The sequence below is a fragment of the Pseudomonas oryzihabitans genome (assembly GCF_007665395.1).
Taxonomy (GTDB): domain Bacteria; phylum Pseudomonadota; class Gammaproteobacteria; order Pseudomonadales; family Pseudomonadaceae; genus Chryseomonas; species Chryseomonas psychrotolerans_C.
On record NZ_VDND01000013.1, the window covers coordinates 174,630 to 189,222 of the forward strand.

Genomic DNA, 14,593 nt, shown 5'->3' on the forward strand with positions numbered 1-14,593 from the left:
CCTGGCCTCAGGCCACCAGCTGGCCGAGCTTGTCCGGGCGGAAGCCGGCCCAGTGGTCGTCACCGGCCACCACCACCGGCACCTGGCGATAGCCCAGGGATTCCACGGTCTGGCGTGCATTGGCGTCCTGCTCGATGTCCACCACCTGGTAGGCGATCCCCTGGCGATCCAGGGCGCGATAGGTGGCGTTGCACTGCACGCAGGCGGGCTTGCTGTAGATGGTGATGGTCATGGCTGACTCCTGTCCGTAGTGGGGCGAACGCAAAGGAAAAGCCTCTCGCCAGCCGGCTTGTGCCAGGGTGACGCGGGTCCTTTCCTTTGAGTGCGGCTAGGGCCTCAAGTTCGGTCTAGATACTACATATAGTGTTTTTACTTTTCTACAGCACAATCCATAGGGTTTTTGATCCAGGTCATGGTCGCTGTCTATCAGCCTGTGAGCCTGCTCCGCATGGGCGACACCACGGGTGTCGCGGTCTGCACACAAGTAGTCCTCGCGCGGCGAGGACTACTTCCGGCCTTCCAGCGCAGACCGCGATCCGCGTCGGATGCCGCAGCGACGCCAAGCCAGGCGGCAGAAATTTTTCGGCTCTGCCAAGGAGGGCACCTTTTTGTAGTGAGAACGGTAGGCTCGCTACCGCGGCGACTCCCATTCGTCGCCGAACGCCCGCATAATCGACCTTTCGCTAGCGCTCGAGTCCGTCCCCGCATGAGTTCTGCCCGCTATCGCCTCGCTCTCAATGGCTACGGTCGCATCGGTCGCTGCGTCCTGCGTGCCCTGCACGAGCGCGGCGCGGCGACGGACCTTTCCATCGTCGCCCTCAACGACCTGGCCGACCGGCCCAGCCTCGAGTACCTGACCCGCTTCGACTCCACCCATGGCCGCTTTCCCGGGCGGGTGGCGCTGGACGGCGAGCGGCTGCGCATCGACGACCAGGCCCTGGAGATCCGCCGCGAGGCCGAACCGGAGCGGGTGGACTGGCGGGCGCTGGACGTCGATCTGGTGCTGGAATGTTCCGGTGCCTTCAGCACCCGCGCCGAGGCCGGACGCTTTCTCGCCGCCGGAGCGCCACGGGTGCTGTTCTCCCAGCCCATGGTCAGCGAGACGGACGTGGACGCCACCGTGGTCTATGGCGTCAACCAGCACAGCCTGCGCGGTGACGAGACCCTGGTCTCGAATGCGTCCTGTACCACCAACTGCAGTGTCCCGGTGCTGAAACTTTTGCATGAGACGCTGGGTCTGGAATACGTCTCCATCACCACGATCCACTCGGCCATGAACGACCAGCCCGTGATCGACGCCTACCATGCCGAAGATCTGCGGCGGACCCGCTCGGCGTTCCAGTCGATCATCCCGGTGGCGACCGGCCTGGCGCGGGGCATCGAGCGGTTGCTGCCGGAACTGGGCGGGCGCATCCAGGCCCGCGCCGTGCGCGTACCCACGGTCAACGTCTCCTGCCTGGACATCACCTGCATCGTCGGCCAGGACACCAGCGCGCCCGCCCTCAATACCCTGTTGCGCGACGCCGCGCAGGACGGCCCCCTGGCCGGGCTGATCGACTACACCGAGTTGCCCCACGCATCCTGCGATTTCAACCACGATCCCCATTCCGCCATCGTCGACGGCAGCCAGACCCGCGTCTCCGGTCCCCGGCTGGTCAACCTGCTGGTCTGGTTCGACAATGAATGGGGTTTCGCCAACCGCATGCTCGACGTCGCCGGCCATTGGCTGCGCAGCGCCAAGCCCACCTGAAACAAGCACAACTAAGGGATTGCCTGTATGTCCGTGTTGAAAATGAGCGACCTCGATCTGAAGGGTAAGCGCGTCCTGATTCGCGAAGACCTCAACGTCCCGGTGAAGGAAGGCCAGATCAAGAGTGACGCCCGTCTGGTCGCCGCCCTGCCGACCCTCAAGCTGGCCCTGGAGAAGGGCGCCGCGGTGATCGTCTGCTCGCACCTGGGCCGTCCCACCGAGGGCGAATTCAGCGAGGAAAACAGCCTGGCGCCGGTGGCCGCCTACCTGAGCAAGGCGCTTGGCCGCGAGGTACCGCTGGTGAAGGACTACCTGAACGGCGTCCAGGTCGAGCCGGGCCAGCTGGTGCTGCTGGAGAACGTGCGCTTCAACGCGGGCGAAAAGAAGAACGCCGATGAGCTGGCGAAGCAATACGCCGCCCTGTGCGACATCTTCGTCATGGACGCCTTCGGCACCGCCCACCGCGCCGAGGGCTCGACCCATGGCGTGGCCAAGTTCGCCAAGGTCGCCGCGGCCGGTCCGCTGCTGGCCGCCGAGCTGGACGCCCTGGGCAAGGCGCTGGGTAACCCGGCGCGCCCCATGGCCGCCATCGTCGCCGGCTCCAAGGTCTCCACCAAGCTCGACGTGCTCAACTCCCTGGCGCAGATCTGTGACCAGCTGATCGTCGGTGGCGGCATCGCCAACACCTTCCTTGCCGCGGCGGGCTACAAGGTCGGCAAGTCGCTGTACGAGGCCGACCTGGTGGACACCGCCAAGGCCATCGCCGCCAAGGTCAGCGTGCCGCTGCCGGTGGACGTGGTGGTCGCCAAGGAATTCGCCGAGACCGCTCAGGCCACCACCAAGTCGATCAAGGACGTGGCCGACGACGACATGATCCTCGACATCGGTCCGGTCAGCGCCCAGCAATTCGCCGACCTGCTGAAATCGGCCAAGACCATTCTCTGGAACGGTCCGGTGGGCGTCTTCGAATTCGACCAGTTCGGCGAGGGCACCCGCACCCTGGCCAAGGCCATCGCCGACAGCGATGCCTTCTCCATCGCCGGCGGTGGTGACACCCTGGCCGCCATCGACAAGTACGGCATCGGCGAGCAGGTCTCCTACATCTCTACCGGCGGTGGCGCCTTCCTCGAATTCGTCGAGGGCAAGGTGCTGCCGGCCGTGGAAGTCCTCCAGCAACGCGCCCAGGAGTGATCCCCATGCGTACGCCGCTGCTCGTCTGTTCCGCTGTCCTCGCGCTGGCCGGTTGCGCCGGTGGCTCCGCCGACCAGGCCTGTGCGGTCTTCGCGCCGCCACCCGCGGCGGCCGCCACGCCCACGGCGCAGAATGGCGAGCGCGTCGACACGCTCACCGGCAATACCAACGCCGGTCGACCGGCCAGCGGTTGTGCCCGGTGAAGGGCCGCAGCCTGCTCTTCGGCCTGTTGAGCGCCGCGCTGCTGGCCGGCTGCGCCGGTCGCGGCGGTCAGCAGACCGGCGGCTGGACCCACTGGGTCTGCGATTCCAAGGCGGCCTTCGATTGGCGCTACGTGGATCGCAGCCAATCCATCGTCGACCTCAAGCTGGAAGGCGATGGCCTGATCCGTCACCTCAACCGCGAACCGGCCACCGACGGCCAGTCCTATACCGACGGGCTGGTGGCCTTCCACATCCGCGGCGACCAGGGACTCGTCTACTGGATCGCCAACAATGACCTCATCGGTCGTGGCTGCCGGACGCCGTGAAGCGGCGAATGTCTGCTGAACCGATTAATCCACGGCGGCCAGGGGTCGGCCGCTTGAACCCTGCCAGCCGCTCATGCAGGCTGGCGCCACCACCGCCTTTGTAGGGAGATAATCACCAATGGCACTCGTCAGCATGCGTCAGCTGCTGGATCACGCCGCCGAATTCGGCTACGGCGTCCCAGCCTTCAACGTCAACAACCTCGAGCAGATGCGCGCCATCATGGAAGCCGCCGACAAGACCGATTCGCCGGTCATCGTCCAGGCCTCCGCCGGTGCCCGCAAGTACGCCGGCGCTCCCTTCCTGCGTCACCTGATCCTGGCCGCGGTGGAAGAATTCCCGCACATCCCGGTGGTCATGCACCAGGACCATGGCACCAGCCCCGACGTCTGCCAGCGTTCCATCCAGCTGGGCTTCTCCTCGGTGATGATGGACGGCTCGCTCAAGGCCGACGGCAAGACGCCGTCCGACTACGACTACAACGTGCGCGTCACCCAGCAGACCGTGGCCTTCGCCCATGCCTGCGGCGTGTCCGTGGAAGGCGAGCTGGGTTGCCTGGGCAGCCTGGAAACCGGCATGGCCGGTGAAGAAGACGGCGTCGGCGCCGAGGGTACCCTGGATCACAGCCAGCTGCTGACCGATCCGGAAGAAGCCGCGCAGTTCGTCAAGGCCACCAAGGTCGATGCCCTGGCCATCGCCATCGGCACCAGCCACGGTGCCTACAAGTTCACCAAGCCGCCGACCGGGGATACCCTGTCGATCCAGCGCATCAAGGAAATCCACGCGCGCATCCCGGACACCCACCTGGTCATGCACGGCTCCAGCTCGGTGCCCCAGGAGTGGCTGAAAATCATCAACGAGTACGGTGGCGACATCAAGGAAACCTACGGCGTGCCGGTCGAGGAGATCGTCGAAGGCATCAAGTACGGCGTGCGCAAGGTCAACATCGACACCGACCTGCGCCTGGCGTCCACCGGTGCCATCCGCGAATTCATGGCCAAGAATCGCAGCGAGTTCGATCCGCGCAAGTACCTGGCCAAGACCGTGACCGCCATGCGTGACGTCTGCATCGCCCGCTACGAAGCCTTCGGCACCGCCGGCCAGGCCTCCAAGATCAAGCCGATCTCCCTGGATGCCATGTTCGAGCGCTATGCCCGCGGCGAACTGGATCCCAAGGTCAACTGATCCGGCTGAGCAAGAAGGCCCCTCACGGGGCCTTTTTTATTGCCTGCGACCTGCCAGGCGGTTCGCCGCGACGACAGGCGTCGGTGCGGCTTCTCCGGCACGCCTTGGCCAAGCCTGGCGTGGGTCAGGCCCTGGTGGCGGTCAACACCTCTTCCATCCAGGCGACCATGGCGGCGCCGTCCATGCCCAGGCAGACCGTGGCCAGCGGATTGCCGGACCAGCGGCCGTCCTGATAGAGGCGCCCTTCGGGGGCGAAGAAGGTCTGGCCTTCGGCCAGGCCCTCGGTACCCACGCTGAGATGGCCACGGGCGGTATGGAACAGCTCGGGCCGGCGCAGGTAGGCCAGGGCGCAGCTGTCATGGGGATGGCAACCGTCGATGTCCTTCACGCTGCGATAGAAGTCCGCGTAGAAGTCGTAGCTCCGTGCCAGGACCTCGCCCAGGGCGCCCTGCCGCGCGGCGATGCGCTGCAGGCGCGGTGGGTCTAGGACGGCGCGGTGGGTGGCGTCCAGGCCCACCAGGGTCAGCGGCCAGGACGCGGCGAACACCCGCGCCGCGGCATGGGGATCGGAGAAGATGTTGGCTTCCGCCACCGGCGTGACATTGCCCGGCTCGACGATGGCGCCGCCCATCACCACAACCTCGCGGACGCGTGCGGCAACCGTGGGATCCAGCGCCAGGGCCAGCGCCAGGTTGCCCAGCGGCCCGACCGCCACCAGGGTGATCTCGCCCGGCCGCCGGCGGGTCTGCTCGACGATGAAGCGGGCGGCGTCCAGGGCGTGGGGCGTCTGGCTCGGCGCGGGAAGCTGCTGGTTGCCCAGGCCATCCTGGCCGTGCACGTGCAGGGCATGGTTGCCGGCCGGCTTGACCAGCGGCTCGGCCACGCCGGCGGCCACGGGCGTGTCGCGCCCGGCCAGCTCGGTGAGCAGCAGGGCGTTCCGCGTCGCCGTGGCGACCGGGACGTTGCCGAAGGTCGTGGTCAGGCCGATCACCTCGAAGGCGGGATCGGCGAACAGCAGGGCGATGGCCTGGGCGTCATCCACGCCAGGATCGGTATCGAAGATGATGGGAAGGGACAAGAGGCTTTCTCCGGCTCGGGTCTCTTCCCAGGCTACCCGAGGGTCGCCGCCTCCGGCTAGCTGGGGAGATCCAGCTCGCCCAGCGCGTCGGGCTGGTTGCGGAAGGCGCGGGCGAAGATCTCCCGGTTGCGGGCCATGAACAGGCCCAGGTCTTCGCACTGCTGCTCGGCAAGACCGGGAACGGCCTTGTCCAGTACGCTGGCGAGCGATTCCGCCAACTCCAGCATCTTGTCGTGACGATCGGCTTCGGCTTTATCCATGAACAGGCGCTCCGGATCTCGGCTGCTGCGATACAACACTTCGACGGCCATGCGTCACCTCGTATTCTGTATCTGGTTATATATACAGTATTAGGCCTGGCTCAGGATTGCAAGGGCGACCGCTCGGCGGCTGATGACCTGCCCATCATGGCAATTTGCCAATCGTTCGACATTTTTGCGCGGCGCTCAAATTGCCCCCGGAAACTTAACGGCGGAAGCTGGTCTCTGAGTCTGGACCAAACGGGCAGTTCTGCCCGCCTTTATCCGGACTATCTCCGGCTCACGGAACGAGACCGCCCATGCCCGCCTTCTTCATTCATCCGCTTATTTCCATGCGTGGCCAATACGTGCCGACCGAGGTGCGGGCGTGAGTTCGACACTTATCATCCTGGCCATCACCGTGGCCAGCTTCCTGCTGGGATTCCTGCGCGACCTGCTCATCGCCCGCCAGTTCGGGGTGAGCTGGGAGGCCGACCTCATCTTCGTCGCGCTCATCCTGCCGGTGTTCTTCGAGAGTTTCTTCGGTCTCGCCCTGCGCGACGCCATGATTCCCTATCTGCAACGCATCCGCGACAACTGCAACGCCCAATACGAGCAGGTGGGCCGCTGGCTGTACTGGCGCATCGGCCTGTTCGGCCTGTTGCTGTCGGTGATCGGCGTGCTCGCCAGCCCCTGGCTGATGCATGCCCTGGCCCCGGGCTGGAGCGACGAGCAGGTCGAGACCGGCAAGCTGGTCTTCGCCGTCGGCACCCTGCTGATCTGCGTCCAGGCCGTCCTCTATTGCCAGGGCGCGCTGCTCAACCTGGATCGCATCTTCATCCTGCCCATGACCCGCACCCTGATGCTCAACCTGGGCGCCATCCTGGCCATCGTCATCCTGCAGCCGAGTGGCATCGCGCTGTTCACCGGCATGCTGCTGCCCCAGGTGCTGCTGATCGTCATCCAACACCGGCGGCTGGGCTATCTCAGCCAGCGCTCGGTCGCCTTCGAGAAGCCCGAGGGCAGTCCCTTCGCCCTGACCTTCGCCCCGGTCCTGCTCGCCGCCGGTGCCCAGCAGGGCTGCATGCTGGCGGAGCGCTTCTTCGCCTCGCTGCTGGCGGAGGGCAACATCACCATGCTGTCCTTCTCCTACCGCATCGTGACCATTCCGCTCACGCTCTATGCGCTGTCCATCCTGGCGATGATCTTTCCCGAGCTGACCCGCAGCTGGAACGAGGGCAATGCCGACAAGTACAGCGCGCTGATGCGCAAGGCGCTGCTCGGCACCCTGCTGTTCCTGGTGCCGGCATCGGTGGTGCTGTTCAGCTACTCGGAGCCGGTGGTCAAGGTGCTGCTGGAGCGCGGGGCCTTTGGCGCCGAGCAGAGCGCGGCGACCGCGACCCTGGTGGTGGCCTACGCCCTGGGCCTGCCCTGGATGGGCCTGGCCCTGCTATGGGGCCGTGCCCTGCTGTCGCAGCAGCGCGCCCGGACCTTCCTCTACACCACCCTGGCCAGCTCCTTCATCACCGTCGCGCTGGATGCCTGCCTCTACAAGCCGTTCGGCGCCCAGGGCCTGGCCTATTCCTTTACCACCGGCGCCTTCCTGCAGGCCGTATTCATGGCGTTGGCGCTCTATCGCCACTCGCTGGGCGGGCTGCACCTGTCGCTGCTGCTGCGCTGGTTCAGCGCGGGCAGTGCGGTGGCCCTGCTGAGTTTCCTGTTGCCCAAGCCGGTCGGCCTGCTGGAGCTGATCGTCAGCATCAGCGTAGCCATGCTGGGCTTCCTGGTGCTGTTGTTGGTCCTGGGTGAGCGTGACCTGTTTCGCCGCGGCTATTGGGCGCGCGGCGGGGTGGGCACCGAGCGCGCGGAACCGACGAGTTAAGCAGGCTGTCGACGAACGGCCAAGAAAAAAGTAGCGATCTGCAGCCATTGGTCGCTATCTGTAGCGAAGTCATGAATTTTTGCTTTGGCTTCGAGTCGCACGGAAAGATTGATCCCAGTCATTAGAATTTCTGCTGGAAGCCTCTTCCAGTGGCAAGAGATCGGACACGTAGTTGGGATCGGCACTTCGCATGGTGGCTTTGCTCGCCACCGACATTCTCTTTGAAAGGAATCGATCCTATGTCCTCCCAAACCCCCGTCACTCGTATCGGCATCGTCGGTACCGGCATGATCTCGCGTTGCCTGGCCCGGCTGATCAGCCGCCACTATGACGACATGACCGTGACCCGCGTCCTGACCCGCCGCCCCATCGCGACGGTCACCGACTATCCGCTGACCGAGGCGCTCACCCAGTCGGTGGCGGATCTCATCGATCATTGCGATCTGCTGGTGGAGTGCAGCGGCGACCCCTACCACGGTACCGAGATCATCGAGCGCGCCTTCGAGGCGGGCATCAAGGTGGTCACCATCAATGCCGAGCTGCAGGTGACGACGGGTTCTTATCTGGCGGGCAAGGGCTTCCTGACCGAGGCCGAGGGTGACCAGCCGGGTTCGCTGGCAGCGCTGCACGAAGAAGCCGTGCAGATGGGCTTCAAGCCGCTGGTCTACGGCAACATGAAGGGCTACCTAAACCACAACCCGACGCCGGAAGACATGGCCTACTGGTCCGCCCGCCAGGGGACCAGCGTCGACCAGACCACCTCCTTCACCGACGGCACCAAGGTGCAGATCGAGCAGGTGGTGGTCGGCAACAACTATGGCGCCACCATCACCCGCCAGGGTCTGGAAGGTTTGAATTCGACCAACCTGCAGGACAGCGCCAACATCCTCGCGCAGATGGCCGAGCAACTGGGCAAGCCCATCGTCGACTACGTGATCCCAAGCGGCTACTCGGCCGGTGGCGTCTTCGTGGTCGGTCGGCATGACGAAGACCAGGCTGGCGCCATCGAATACTTCAAGCTGGGCAAGGGCCCGTACTACGTGCTGGTACGCCCCTTCCACCTGTGCTCCCTGGAAGTGGGCAAGACCCTGCGCCGGGTCATCGCCGGTGGCAAGATCCTGCTGAACAACTCCACCACGCCGACCCTGAGCGTCGCCGCCATCATGAAGAAGCCCATGGCGGCGGGCGATGTCATCGAGCGCGGGATCGGCGGCTACAGCGTGCGCGGCGAAGCCGTGAAGATCGCCGAGTGCCCGGATCACCTGCCGATCGGTCTGCTCAAGCACAGCGTGCTCAAGCGGGCCATGGAGCCGGGCCAGATCGTCACCTTCGACGACGTCGAGCTGGCGCCCAGCCGGGCACTGGACATCGTGCTGCAACAGCACCGCGAGGCCATCCATCGGCAGCTGCTGGAAACCCAGCTGAGCGAGCCGGCCTGGAATGCCGTGGCCGGGATGGCGCCAGTGGCCCTGCCCAAGGTGGCCGGCTCGGTACTGTCCTGATCCCGCGTAACGCGTGAAGAGAAGGGGCCGCGAGGCCCCTTTTTTCATGCCGTGCCGCTGGCCGCTGCGCGCAGCTGGGCGACGGTACCGGGTAGCTCGTCCATGTGGGCGATCAGGGCGGTCACCCCCAGGGCGCGCAGGGTGTCGCCATGGCTCGGCGGAATGTGGCTGGCGCCGGTGAAGCCGATGACCCTCATGCCGGCCGCCAGCGCCGCCCGGACGCCGGTCGCGCTGTCCTCGACCACCAGGCAGCGCTCGGGCGCGACGCCCAGGGTGCTGGCCGCGAGCAGATAGACATCGGGCGCCGGCTTGGGCTGAGCCACCATGTCGGCGCTGAAGACATTGCCCGCCACCCGCTCCACCAGGCCGGCCCGTGCCACCGAGGATTCGACGCTGTGCCTGAGGCTGTTGGAGGCGACCGCCAGCGGCAGGTCGATGCTTTCCAGGGCGCGCTTCACCCCGGTAATGGGCTCGACGCTGGTGGCGATCAGGCGCTCCGCCTGGGCGCGCAGCTCGCTGAACAGCTGGGGCGGCAAGGTGATGCCGAAGCGCTGCTCGACCAGCGCGAAGATGTCCTTGGTGGTCAGGCCGAAGGTCCCATGCAGCAGGGCTTCCAGTTCGGCACGGGGCGCATGGGCGGCCAGGCCGTCGAGCACGACGCGCTCGGCCAGGATTTCGCTGTCGACCAGCACGCCATCGCAATCGCTGATCAGCAGTTCCACAGGGGTGAGATTCATCGGTATTCCTTGCAGGTGGATTTCAGGACCCGGGCAGGGCACCGCAGCCGGTCGCCGCAGGTGGCCCAGGGCAACGAAAAGGGGCTGGCGCAACGGCCTCGCCGGCCCCGCCCGGGCGGTCGAAACGGGCTCTGACAGTACCTTTCAGGCGGCTTCGCGACGCCTTCTGTCCAAAAGGATTTCGACCTCCGGAGGGTAATCGCTTTCCAGAAAAATATGGCGTAGAGTTCGAGAACTGTGTTTGCTTGGGTCGCCGTCGATCGTGACCTGAGGCGGTAGGCTCCGCGTCCACCCCTTGCTGCTCGATTCTTGTTACTCCTTGCAACTCAGTACCGGGCGCCTGGTGTATGCAACGCACTGCCGCGCCAGCTCGTGTTCATAACAAACCCGTTATTCCAAGGAGCAACACCCGTCATGTCGAATCGTCAGAACGGCACCGTCAAGTGGTTCAACGAAACCAAAGGCTACGGCTTCATTACTCCCGAGAGCGGTCCGGACGTGTTCGTGCACTTCCGCGCGATCGAAGGCAAAGGTTTCAAGACCCTGGCGGAAGGCCAGAAGGTCAGCTTCGAAGTCGTGCAAGGCCAGAAGGGCATGCAGGCAGAGCACGTACAGGTCGTCTGACACCTGGCGTCGCCCGAAGCTCACGAAAAACCCCGGCCCGGCCGGGGTTTTTCGTTTCTGTCGTGCCCTTCGCGGTCGATACCGTCATTCCGCGCTCTGGGCGCTCTTCTCGGGCTCGCTGGCCAGTGGCTTGACCCGGCGACCGGTCTCGCGCGACGCCTGCAGGAAGATGGCCGCGGCCAGCATCGACAGGGCACCGACGCAGAGGAAGGTCGCGCGGAAGGCGGAAAGCACCTCGGCGTCGCCGTAGTCATCCTGGAAACCGCCCAGCAGCGCCGCGGCGCAGGCGACGCCGAAGCTCATGGCCAGTTGCATCACCACCGACAGCAGGCTGTTGCCGCTGGCGGCCTGCTGGTCGTGCAGGTCGATGAGGGTGATGGTGTTCATGGCGGTGAATTGCATCGAGTTCACCGCGCCCAGGATGCCCAGGTGGATGAGCAGCCAGATGAAGGGGGTGGACGGCCCCAGCAGGGCGAGACTGGCAGTCAGGCACCCCAGCAGCAGGGTGTTGCCCACCAACAGGCGGCGATAGCCGAGGCGCCCGATCAGCGGGCCGGCGATGGGTTTGGCCAGCATCGCCGAGAGCGCCAGGGGCATCATCAGCAGGCCGGCCTGGGCTGGGGAGTAGCCGAGGCCCACCTGGAACAGCAGCGGAATGAGGAAGGGCAGGGCGCCACTGCCGAGGCGGGCGAAGAGATTGCCGAAGATGCCGACCGCGAAGCTGCGGATGCGAAACAGGTCGGGCGAGAACAGCGGCTGGTCGTGGTGCAGGGCGCGTAGCCAGTAGGCAACCATGCAGGCCATGCCGCCCATCAGCAGCAGCACCACCCGCACATGGGGCAGGTGCAGCTCGCCAAGGCCTTCCAGGGCGACGCTGATGAGGATCATGGAGGTGCCGAAGAGCAGGAAGCCCAGGCCGTCGAACCGCTGCGGCAACGGGCTGCGCAGGTCCGGCAGCAGCCGGCGGGTGGCCAGGCAGCCGAGGATGCCCACCGGCAGGTTGATCAGGAAGATCCAGTGCCAGGACACGGCTTCCACCAGCCAGCCGCCCAATGCCGGACCCGCGAGGGGGCCGATCAGGCCGGGAATGGTGATGAAGCTGAGGACGCGCACCAGCTCGCTGCGCGGATAGACGCGCAGGATCACCAGGCGTCCCACCGGCAGCATCAACGATCCCCCCAGGCCCTGGATCACCCGGGCGGCGATCAGCAGGTTGAGGCTGGGCGCCAGGGCGCAAAGCAGCGAGCCGAAGGTGAAGAGGGCGATGGCGGTGAAGAAGGTGCGCCGACTGCCGAAGCGGTCGGAAATCCAGCCCGAGGCGGGGATCAGCAGGGCGACGGTGAGCAGGTAGGCGATCACCACCCCCTGCATGCGCAGGGGATTCTCGCCGAGGTCGGCGGCCATGCGCGGCAGGGCCGTGTTGACGATGGTCGCATCCAGCGATTGCATGAAGAAGGCGACCGCGATCAGCCAGGGCAGCCAGCGAGTCGTGGTGGAATCCAGCGTCGGGGTGGGCATGGTAGGTCCTTGTCGTGACAGCCGACTACCCGCACTCTGACTGTCGGCGGGCGGCAGGGTGCCCCGCTCGTTCAACGCCGGCGGGAATCTAGCAGCGCCTCGATCCGCTGGTCCTTCTCTGCCCAGAGCTCGCTGACCCACTGCTGGAAGTCGGCGCGAAAGTCCGCGTCCTCGCTGTAGTCACCCGCCCAGCGCGCCGGATCCAGAGAGCGCGCGCGGATGTCGATGATAACGCGTTTCACCCGCCCGCAGAGCAGGTCCCAGAAGCCGGGTACCCGGCCATCCGGATAGACCAGGGTGATGTCCAGCAGGGTATCCAGCTGCTCGCCCATGGCGGCGAGCACGAAGGCCATGCCACCGGCCTTGGGCTTGAGCAGGTGGCGGTAGGGCGAGCCCTGTTCGGCGTGCTTGGCCGCGGTGAAGCGGGTGCCTTCCAGGTAGTTGACGATGGTCACCGGGTGGCGGCGAAACTTTTCGCAGGCGCGGCGGGTGATGGCGAGATCCGCGCCCTTGAGCTCCGGGCGGCGGGCGACTTGCGCCCGGGTGTACCTCTTCATGAAGGGGTAATCCAGCGCCCACCAGGCCAGGCCGAGGAAGGGCACCCAGATGAGCTCCTTCTTCAGGAAGAACTTGAAGTAGGGCACCTTGCCATTGAAGGTCTCGATGAGCGCGGGAATGTCCACCCAGGACTGGTGGTTGCAGATGACCAGGTAGGAGCTGTCGCGCCTGAGCACCTCGGCGCCGCGGATGTCCCAGTGCGTCGGCGTCAGCCGGGCGAAGATAAGCTTGTTGAGTTCCGCCCAGAGCTCGGCGATGGCCGTGACCAGCCGCGAGCACACGTCCCGCAGCGGAGTGACGGGCAGCAGCTTGATCAGGGCGAACAGCATCAGCGGGCCGATCAGGACGAGGGTATTGAGCAGGAGCAGGAAGGAGACGGCGATACCGGTCAGGAGGTGCATGGATTCTCTCGTCTAGAACGGGGGGCGATAGTCTTTAGCGTGAGATGGCATTTTGCGATCATCTATTCCAGGGTGGCTGCTGCCAGGACGTTGCGAAGTGAACGCCATGCTCAAGAAGGTTACCAGTGCCGAGGTCTGCCTCGGCATGTACATCCACGGGTTCGAGGGCAGCTGGATCGACCATCCGTTCTGGAAGGCGCGCTTCCTGCTCCAGGAGCCGCGCGACCTGCGGAAGATCCAGGACAGTGCGGTCAGCGCCGTGTGGATCGATGTCGCCAAGGGGCTGGATCTTCACCCCGAGCCCGAGCCCGAGCCCAAGCCCGCGCTGGAACCGGCCCTGGTTCCAGCGCCGCTCCCGGCTGCCAGCACCCCCGGGACCTCTGGTAACCCCGCGCTGGCGCTTGAGGTATCGGGCTGCCTGCAGGAATTGGCGCAGGCCGCCGCCGTGAGTGCTCATGCCAAGCAGGAGGTGGCGCGGCTGTTCCAGGACGCGCGCCTGGGACAGGCCATCGAGCTGAGCGAGGTGGCGACCGTGGTCGAGCAGATTTCGGCGTCGGTGCTGCGGCATCCCACGGCCCTGATCAGCCTGACGCGGCTGCGTACGGCCGACGAGTATACCTACATCCATTCCGTGTCGGTCTGCGCCCTGATGACCGCCGTGGCGCGGCAGATGGAGCTGCCGGCGGACCAGGTGCTGCTGGCCGGCAAGGCCGGGCTGCTGCATGACGTGGGCAAGATGAAGACCCCGCTCGCGGTGCTCAACAAGCCCGGCAAGCTGACCGACGCGGAGTTTGCGGTGATGCGGCGGCATCCCGAGCAGGGCGTCGCCCTGCTGCAGGAGTGGGGCGCAGCGCCGGAGGTCATCGACGTCTGCCAGCACCACCACGAGAAGTTCGACGGCAGCGGCTATCCCCACGGCCTGGTCGGCAAGGACATCAGCCTGCTGGCGCGGATCGCCGCCGTCTGCGACGTCTACGACGCCGTCTCCTCGACCCGACCCTACAAGGCCGCCTGGAGTCCGGCCGAGGCGATCCGGCGCATGGCGGAGTGGCGGGGCCACTTCGATCCCCAGGTGTTCCAGGCCTTCGTCAAGACACTTGGGATCTACCCGATCGGCTCCCTGGTGCGGCTGAGCAACGAGCAGCTGGCGGTGGTCGTCGACCAGCATCCGGACAGTCTGCTGACGCCGCAGGTACGGGTGTTCTTCTCCGCCCGCTCGCGTACGCCCCTGCCACAGCGGCTGCTGGATCTGGCTCGGGCGCCCGCCGGCGAGCGCATCGTCCGCCGGGAAGACCCGGAAGAGTGGGGCTTTCGTAATCTGGAGCGGCTCTGGCAGCAGGCCTAGCTGTGTAAACCCAGTACGTTGTTCAGTGGCAACGGAGCCCGACTGATGGGCGGTTT

Annotated in this window: 15 protein-coding genes; 9 read left to right on the plus strand and 6 right to left on the minus strand. The window is 66.0% G+C overall.

Annotation, left to right across the window (positions count from 1 at the left end):
• Positions 1-7 precede the first annotated feature (7 nt).
• Complete coding sequence (gene nrdH / locus FSV73_RS22300) at positions 8-232, minus strand: glutaredoxin-like protein NrdH (protein ID WP_145011627.1); 225 nt, start codon at positions 230-232, stop codon at positions 8-10.
• Between the two features lie 474 nt (positions 233-706).
• On the opposite strand from nrdH, the gene epd reads away from it, so the two are divergent.
• The 5 genes from epd to fba all read left to right on the plus strand — a co-directional run bounded on the left by epd (position 707) and on the right by fba (position 4,653).
• On the plus strand, positions 707-1,750 hold the full coding sequence (epd, locus tag FSV73_RS22305) for an erythrose-4-phosphate dehydrogenase (RefSeq protein WP_145011630.1): 1,044 nt from the start codon (positions 707-709) through the stop codon (positions 1,748-1,750).
• Between the two features lie 27 nt (positions 1,751-1,777).
• Complete coding sequence (locus FSV73_RS22310; protein ID WP_145011633.1) at positions 1,778-2,941, plus strand: phosphoglycerate kinase; 1,164 nt, start codon at positions 1,778-1,780, stop codon at positions 2,939-2,941.
• A 5-nt stretch (positions 2,942-2,946) separates the two neighbouring features.
• Positions 2,947-3,144 (plus strand): hypothetical protein, encoded by a 198-nt coding sequence (locus tag FSV73_RS22315; protein ID WP_145011636.1) that lies wholly within the window; start codon positions 2,947-2,949, stop codon positions 3,142-3,144.
• Positions 3,141-3,470 (plus strand): MliC family protein, encoded by a 330-nt coding sequence (locus FSV73_RS22320; protein ID WP_145011639.1) that lies wholly within the window; start codon positions 3,141-3,143, stop codon positions 3,468-3,470. Before FSV73_RS22315 ends, FSV73_RS22320 begins: the two co-directional genes overlap by 4 nt.
• A 118-nt stretch (positions 3,471-3,588) precedes the next feature.
• Entirely contained in the window at positions 3,589-4,653 is a 1,065-nt protein-coding gene (fba, locus tag FSV73_RS22325; protein WP_145011642.1) for a class II fructose-bisphosphate aldolase, read from the plus strand.
• A 124-nt stretch (positions 4,654-4,777) separates the two neighbouring features.
• Here the strand turns inward: fba and FSV73_RS22330 are convergent, their stop codons facing one another.
• Together FSV73_RS22330 and FSV73_RS22335 are read right to left on the minus strand one after the other, a co-directional pair.
• Positions 4,778-5,731 (minus strand): nucleoside hydrolase, encoded by a 954-nt coding sequence (locus tag FSV73_RS22330; protein ID WP_145011645.1) that lies wholly within the window; start codon positions 5,729-5,731, stop codon positions 4,778-4,780.
• A gap of 56 nt (positions 5,732-5,787) precedes the next feature.
• Positions 5,788-6,042 carry a YebG family protein gene (locus tag FSV73_RS22335; protein ID WP_145011648.1) on the minus strand — a complete coding sequence of 85 codons (255 nt, stop codon included), beginning with the start codon at positions 6,040-6,042 and terminating at the stop codon, positions 5,788-5,790.
• A 316-nt stretch (positions 6,043-6,358) separates the two neighbouring features.
• On the opposite strand from FSV73_RS22335, the gene FSV73_RS22340 reads away from it, so the two are divergent.
• Positions 6,359-7,852: a lipid II flippase MurJ gene (locus FSV73_RS22340; protein WP_145011651.1), complete on the plus strand. Its 1,494-nt coding sequence runs from the start codon at positions 6,359-6,361 to the stop codon at positions 7,850-7,852.
• Positions 7,853-8,139: 287 nt separating this feature from the next.
• Positions 8,140-9,354, plus strand: a complete 1,215-nt coding sequence (locus FSV73_RS22345) for an NAD(P)-dependent oxidoreductase (RefSeq protein WP_186309315.1) — start codon at positions 8,140-8,142, stop codon at positions 9,352-9,354.
• A gap of 44 nt (positions 9,355-9,398) precedes the next feature.
• On the opposite strand, the gene FSV73_RS22350 is transcribed toward FSV73_RS22345, so the two are convergent.
• Positions 9,399-10,091: an HAD family hydrolase gene (locus FSV73_RS22350; RefSeq protein ID WP_145011657.1), complete on the minus strand. Its 693-nt coding sequence runs from the start codon at positions 10,089-10,091 to the stop codon at positions 9,399-9,401.
• Between the two features lie 414 nt (positions 10,092-10,505).
• Between FSV73_RS22350 and FSV73_RS22355 the strand changes: the two genes are divergently transcribed.
• Positions 10,506-10,715, plus strand: a complete 210-nt coding sequence (locus FSV73_RS22355) for a cold-shock protein (RefSeq protein WP_145011660.1) — start codon at positions 10,506-10,508, stop codon at positions 10,713-10,715.
• 84 nt (positions 10,716-10,799) lie between these two features.
• Here the strand turns inward: FSV73_RS22355 and mdtD are convergent, their stop codons facing one another.
• Complete coding sequence (mdtD, locus tag FSV73_RS22360; RefSeq protein ID WP_145011663.1) at positions 10,800-12,233, minus strand: multidrug transporter subunit MdtD; 1,434 nt, start codon at positions 12,231-12,233, stop codon at positions 10,800-10,802.
• A 71-nt stretch (positions 12,234-12,304) separates the two neighbouring features.
• The gene (locus tag FSV73_RS22365; RefSeq protein ID WP_145011666.1) at positions 12,305-13,192 is read right to left on the minus strand and encodes an acyltransferase; all 888 of its coding nucleotides are present in this window, start codon (positions 13,190-13,192) and stop codon (positions 12,305-12,307) included.
• A 106-nt stretch (positions 13,193-13,298) separates the two neighbouring features.
• Here FSV73_RS22365 and FSV73_RS22370 point away from each other — a divergent pair, with 106 nt between their 5' ends.
• Positions 13,299-14,537, plus strand: a complete 1,239-nt coding sequence (locus FSV73_RS22370; protein ID WP_145011669.1) for an HD-GYP domain-containing protein — start codon at positions 13,299-13,301, stop codon at positions 14,535-14,537.
• Positions 14,538-14,593: the final 56 nt, after the last annotated feature.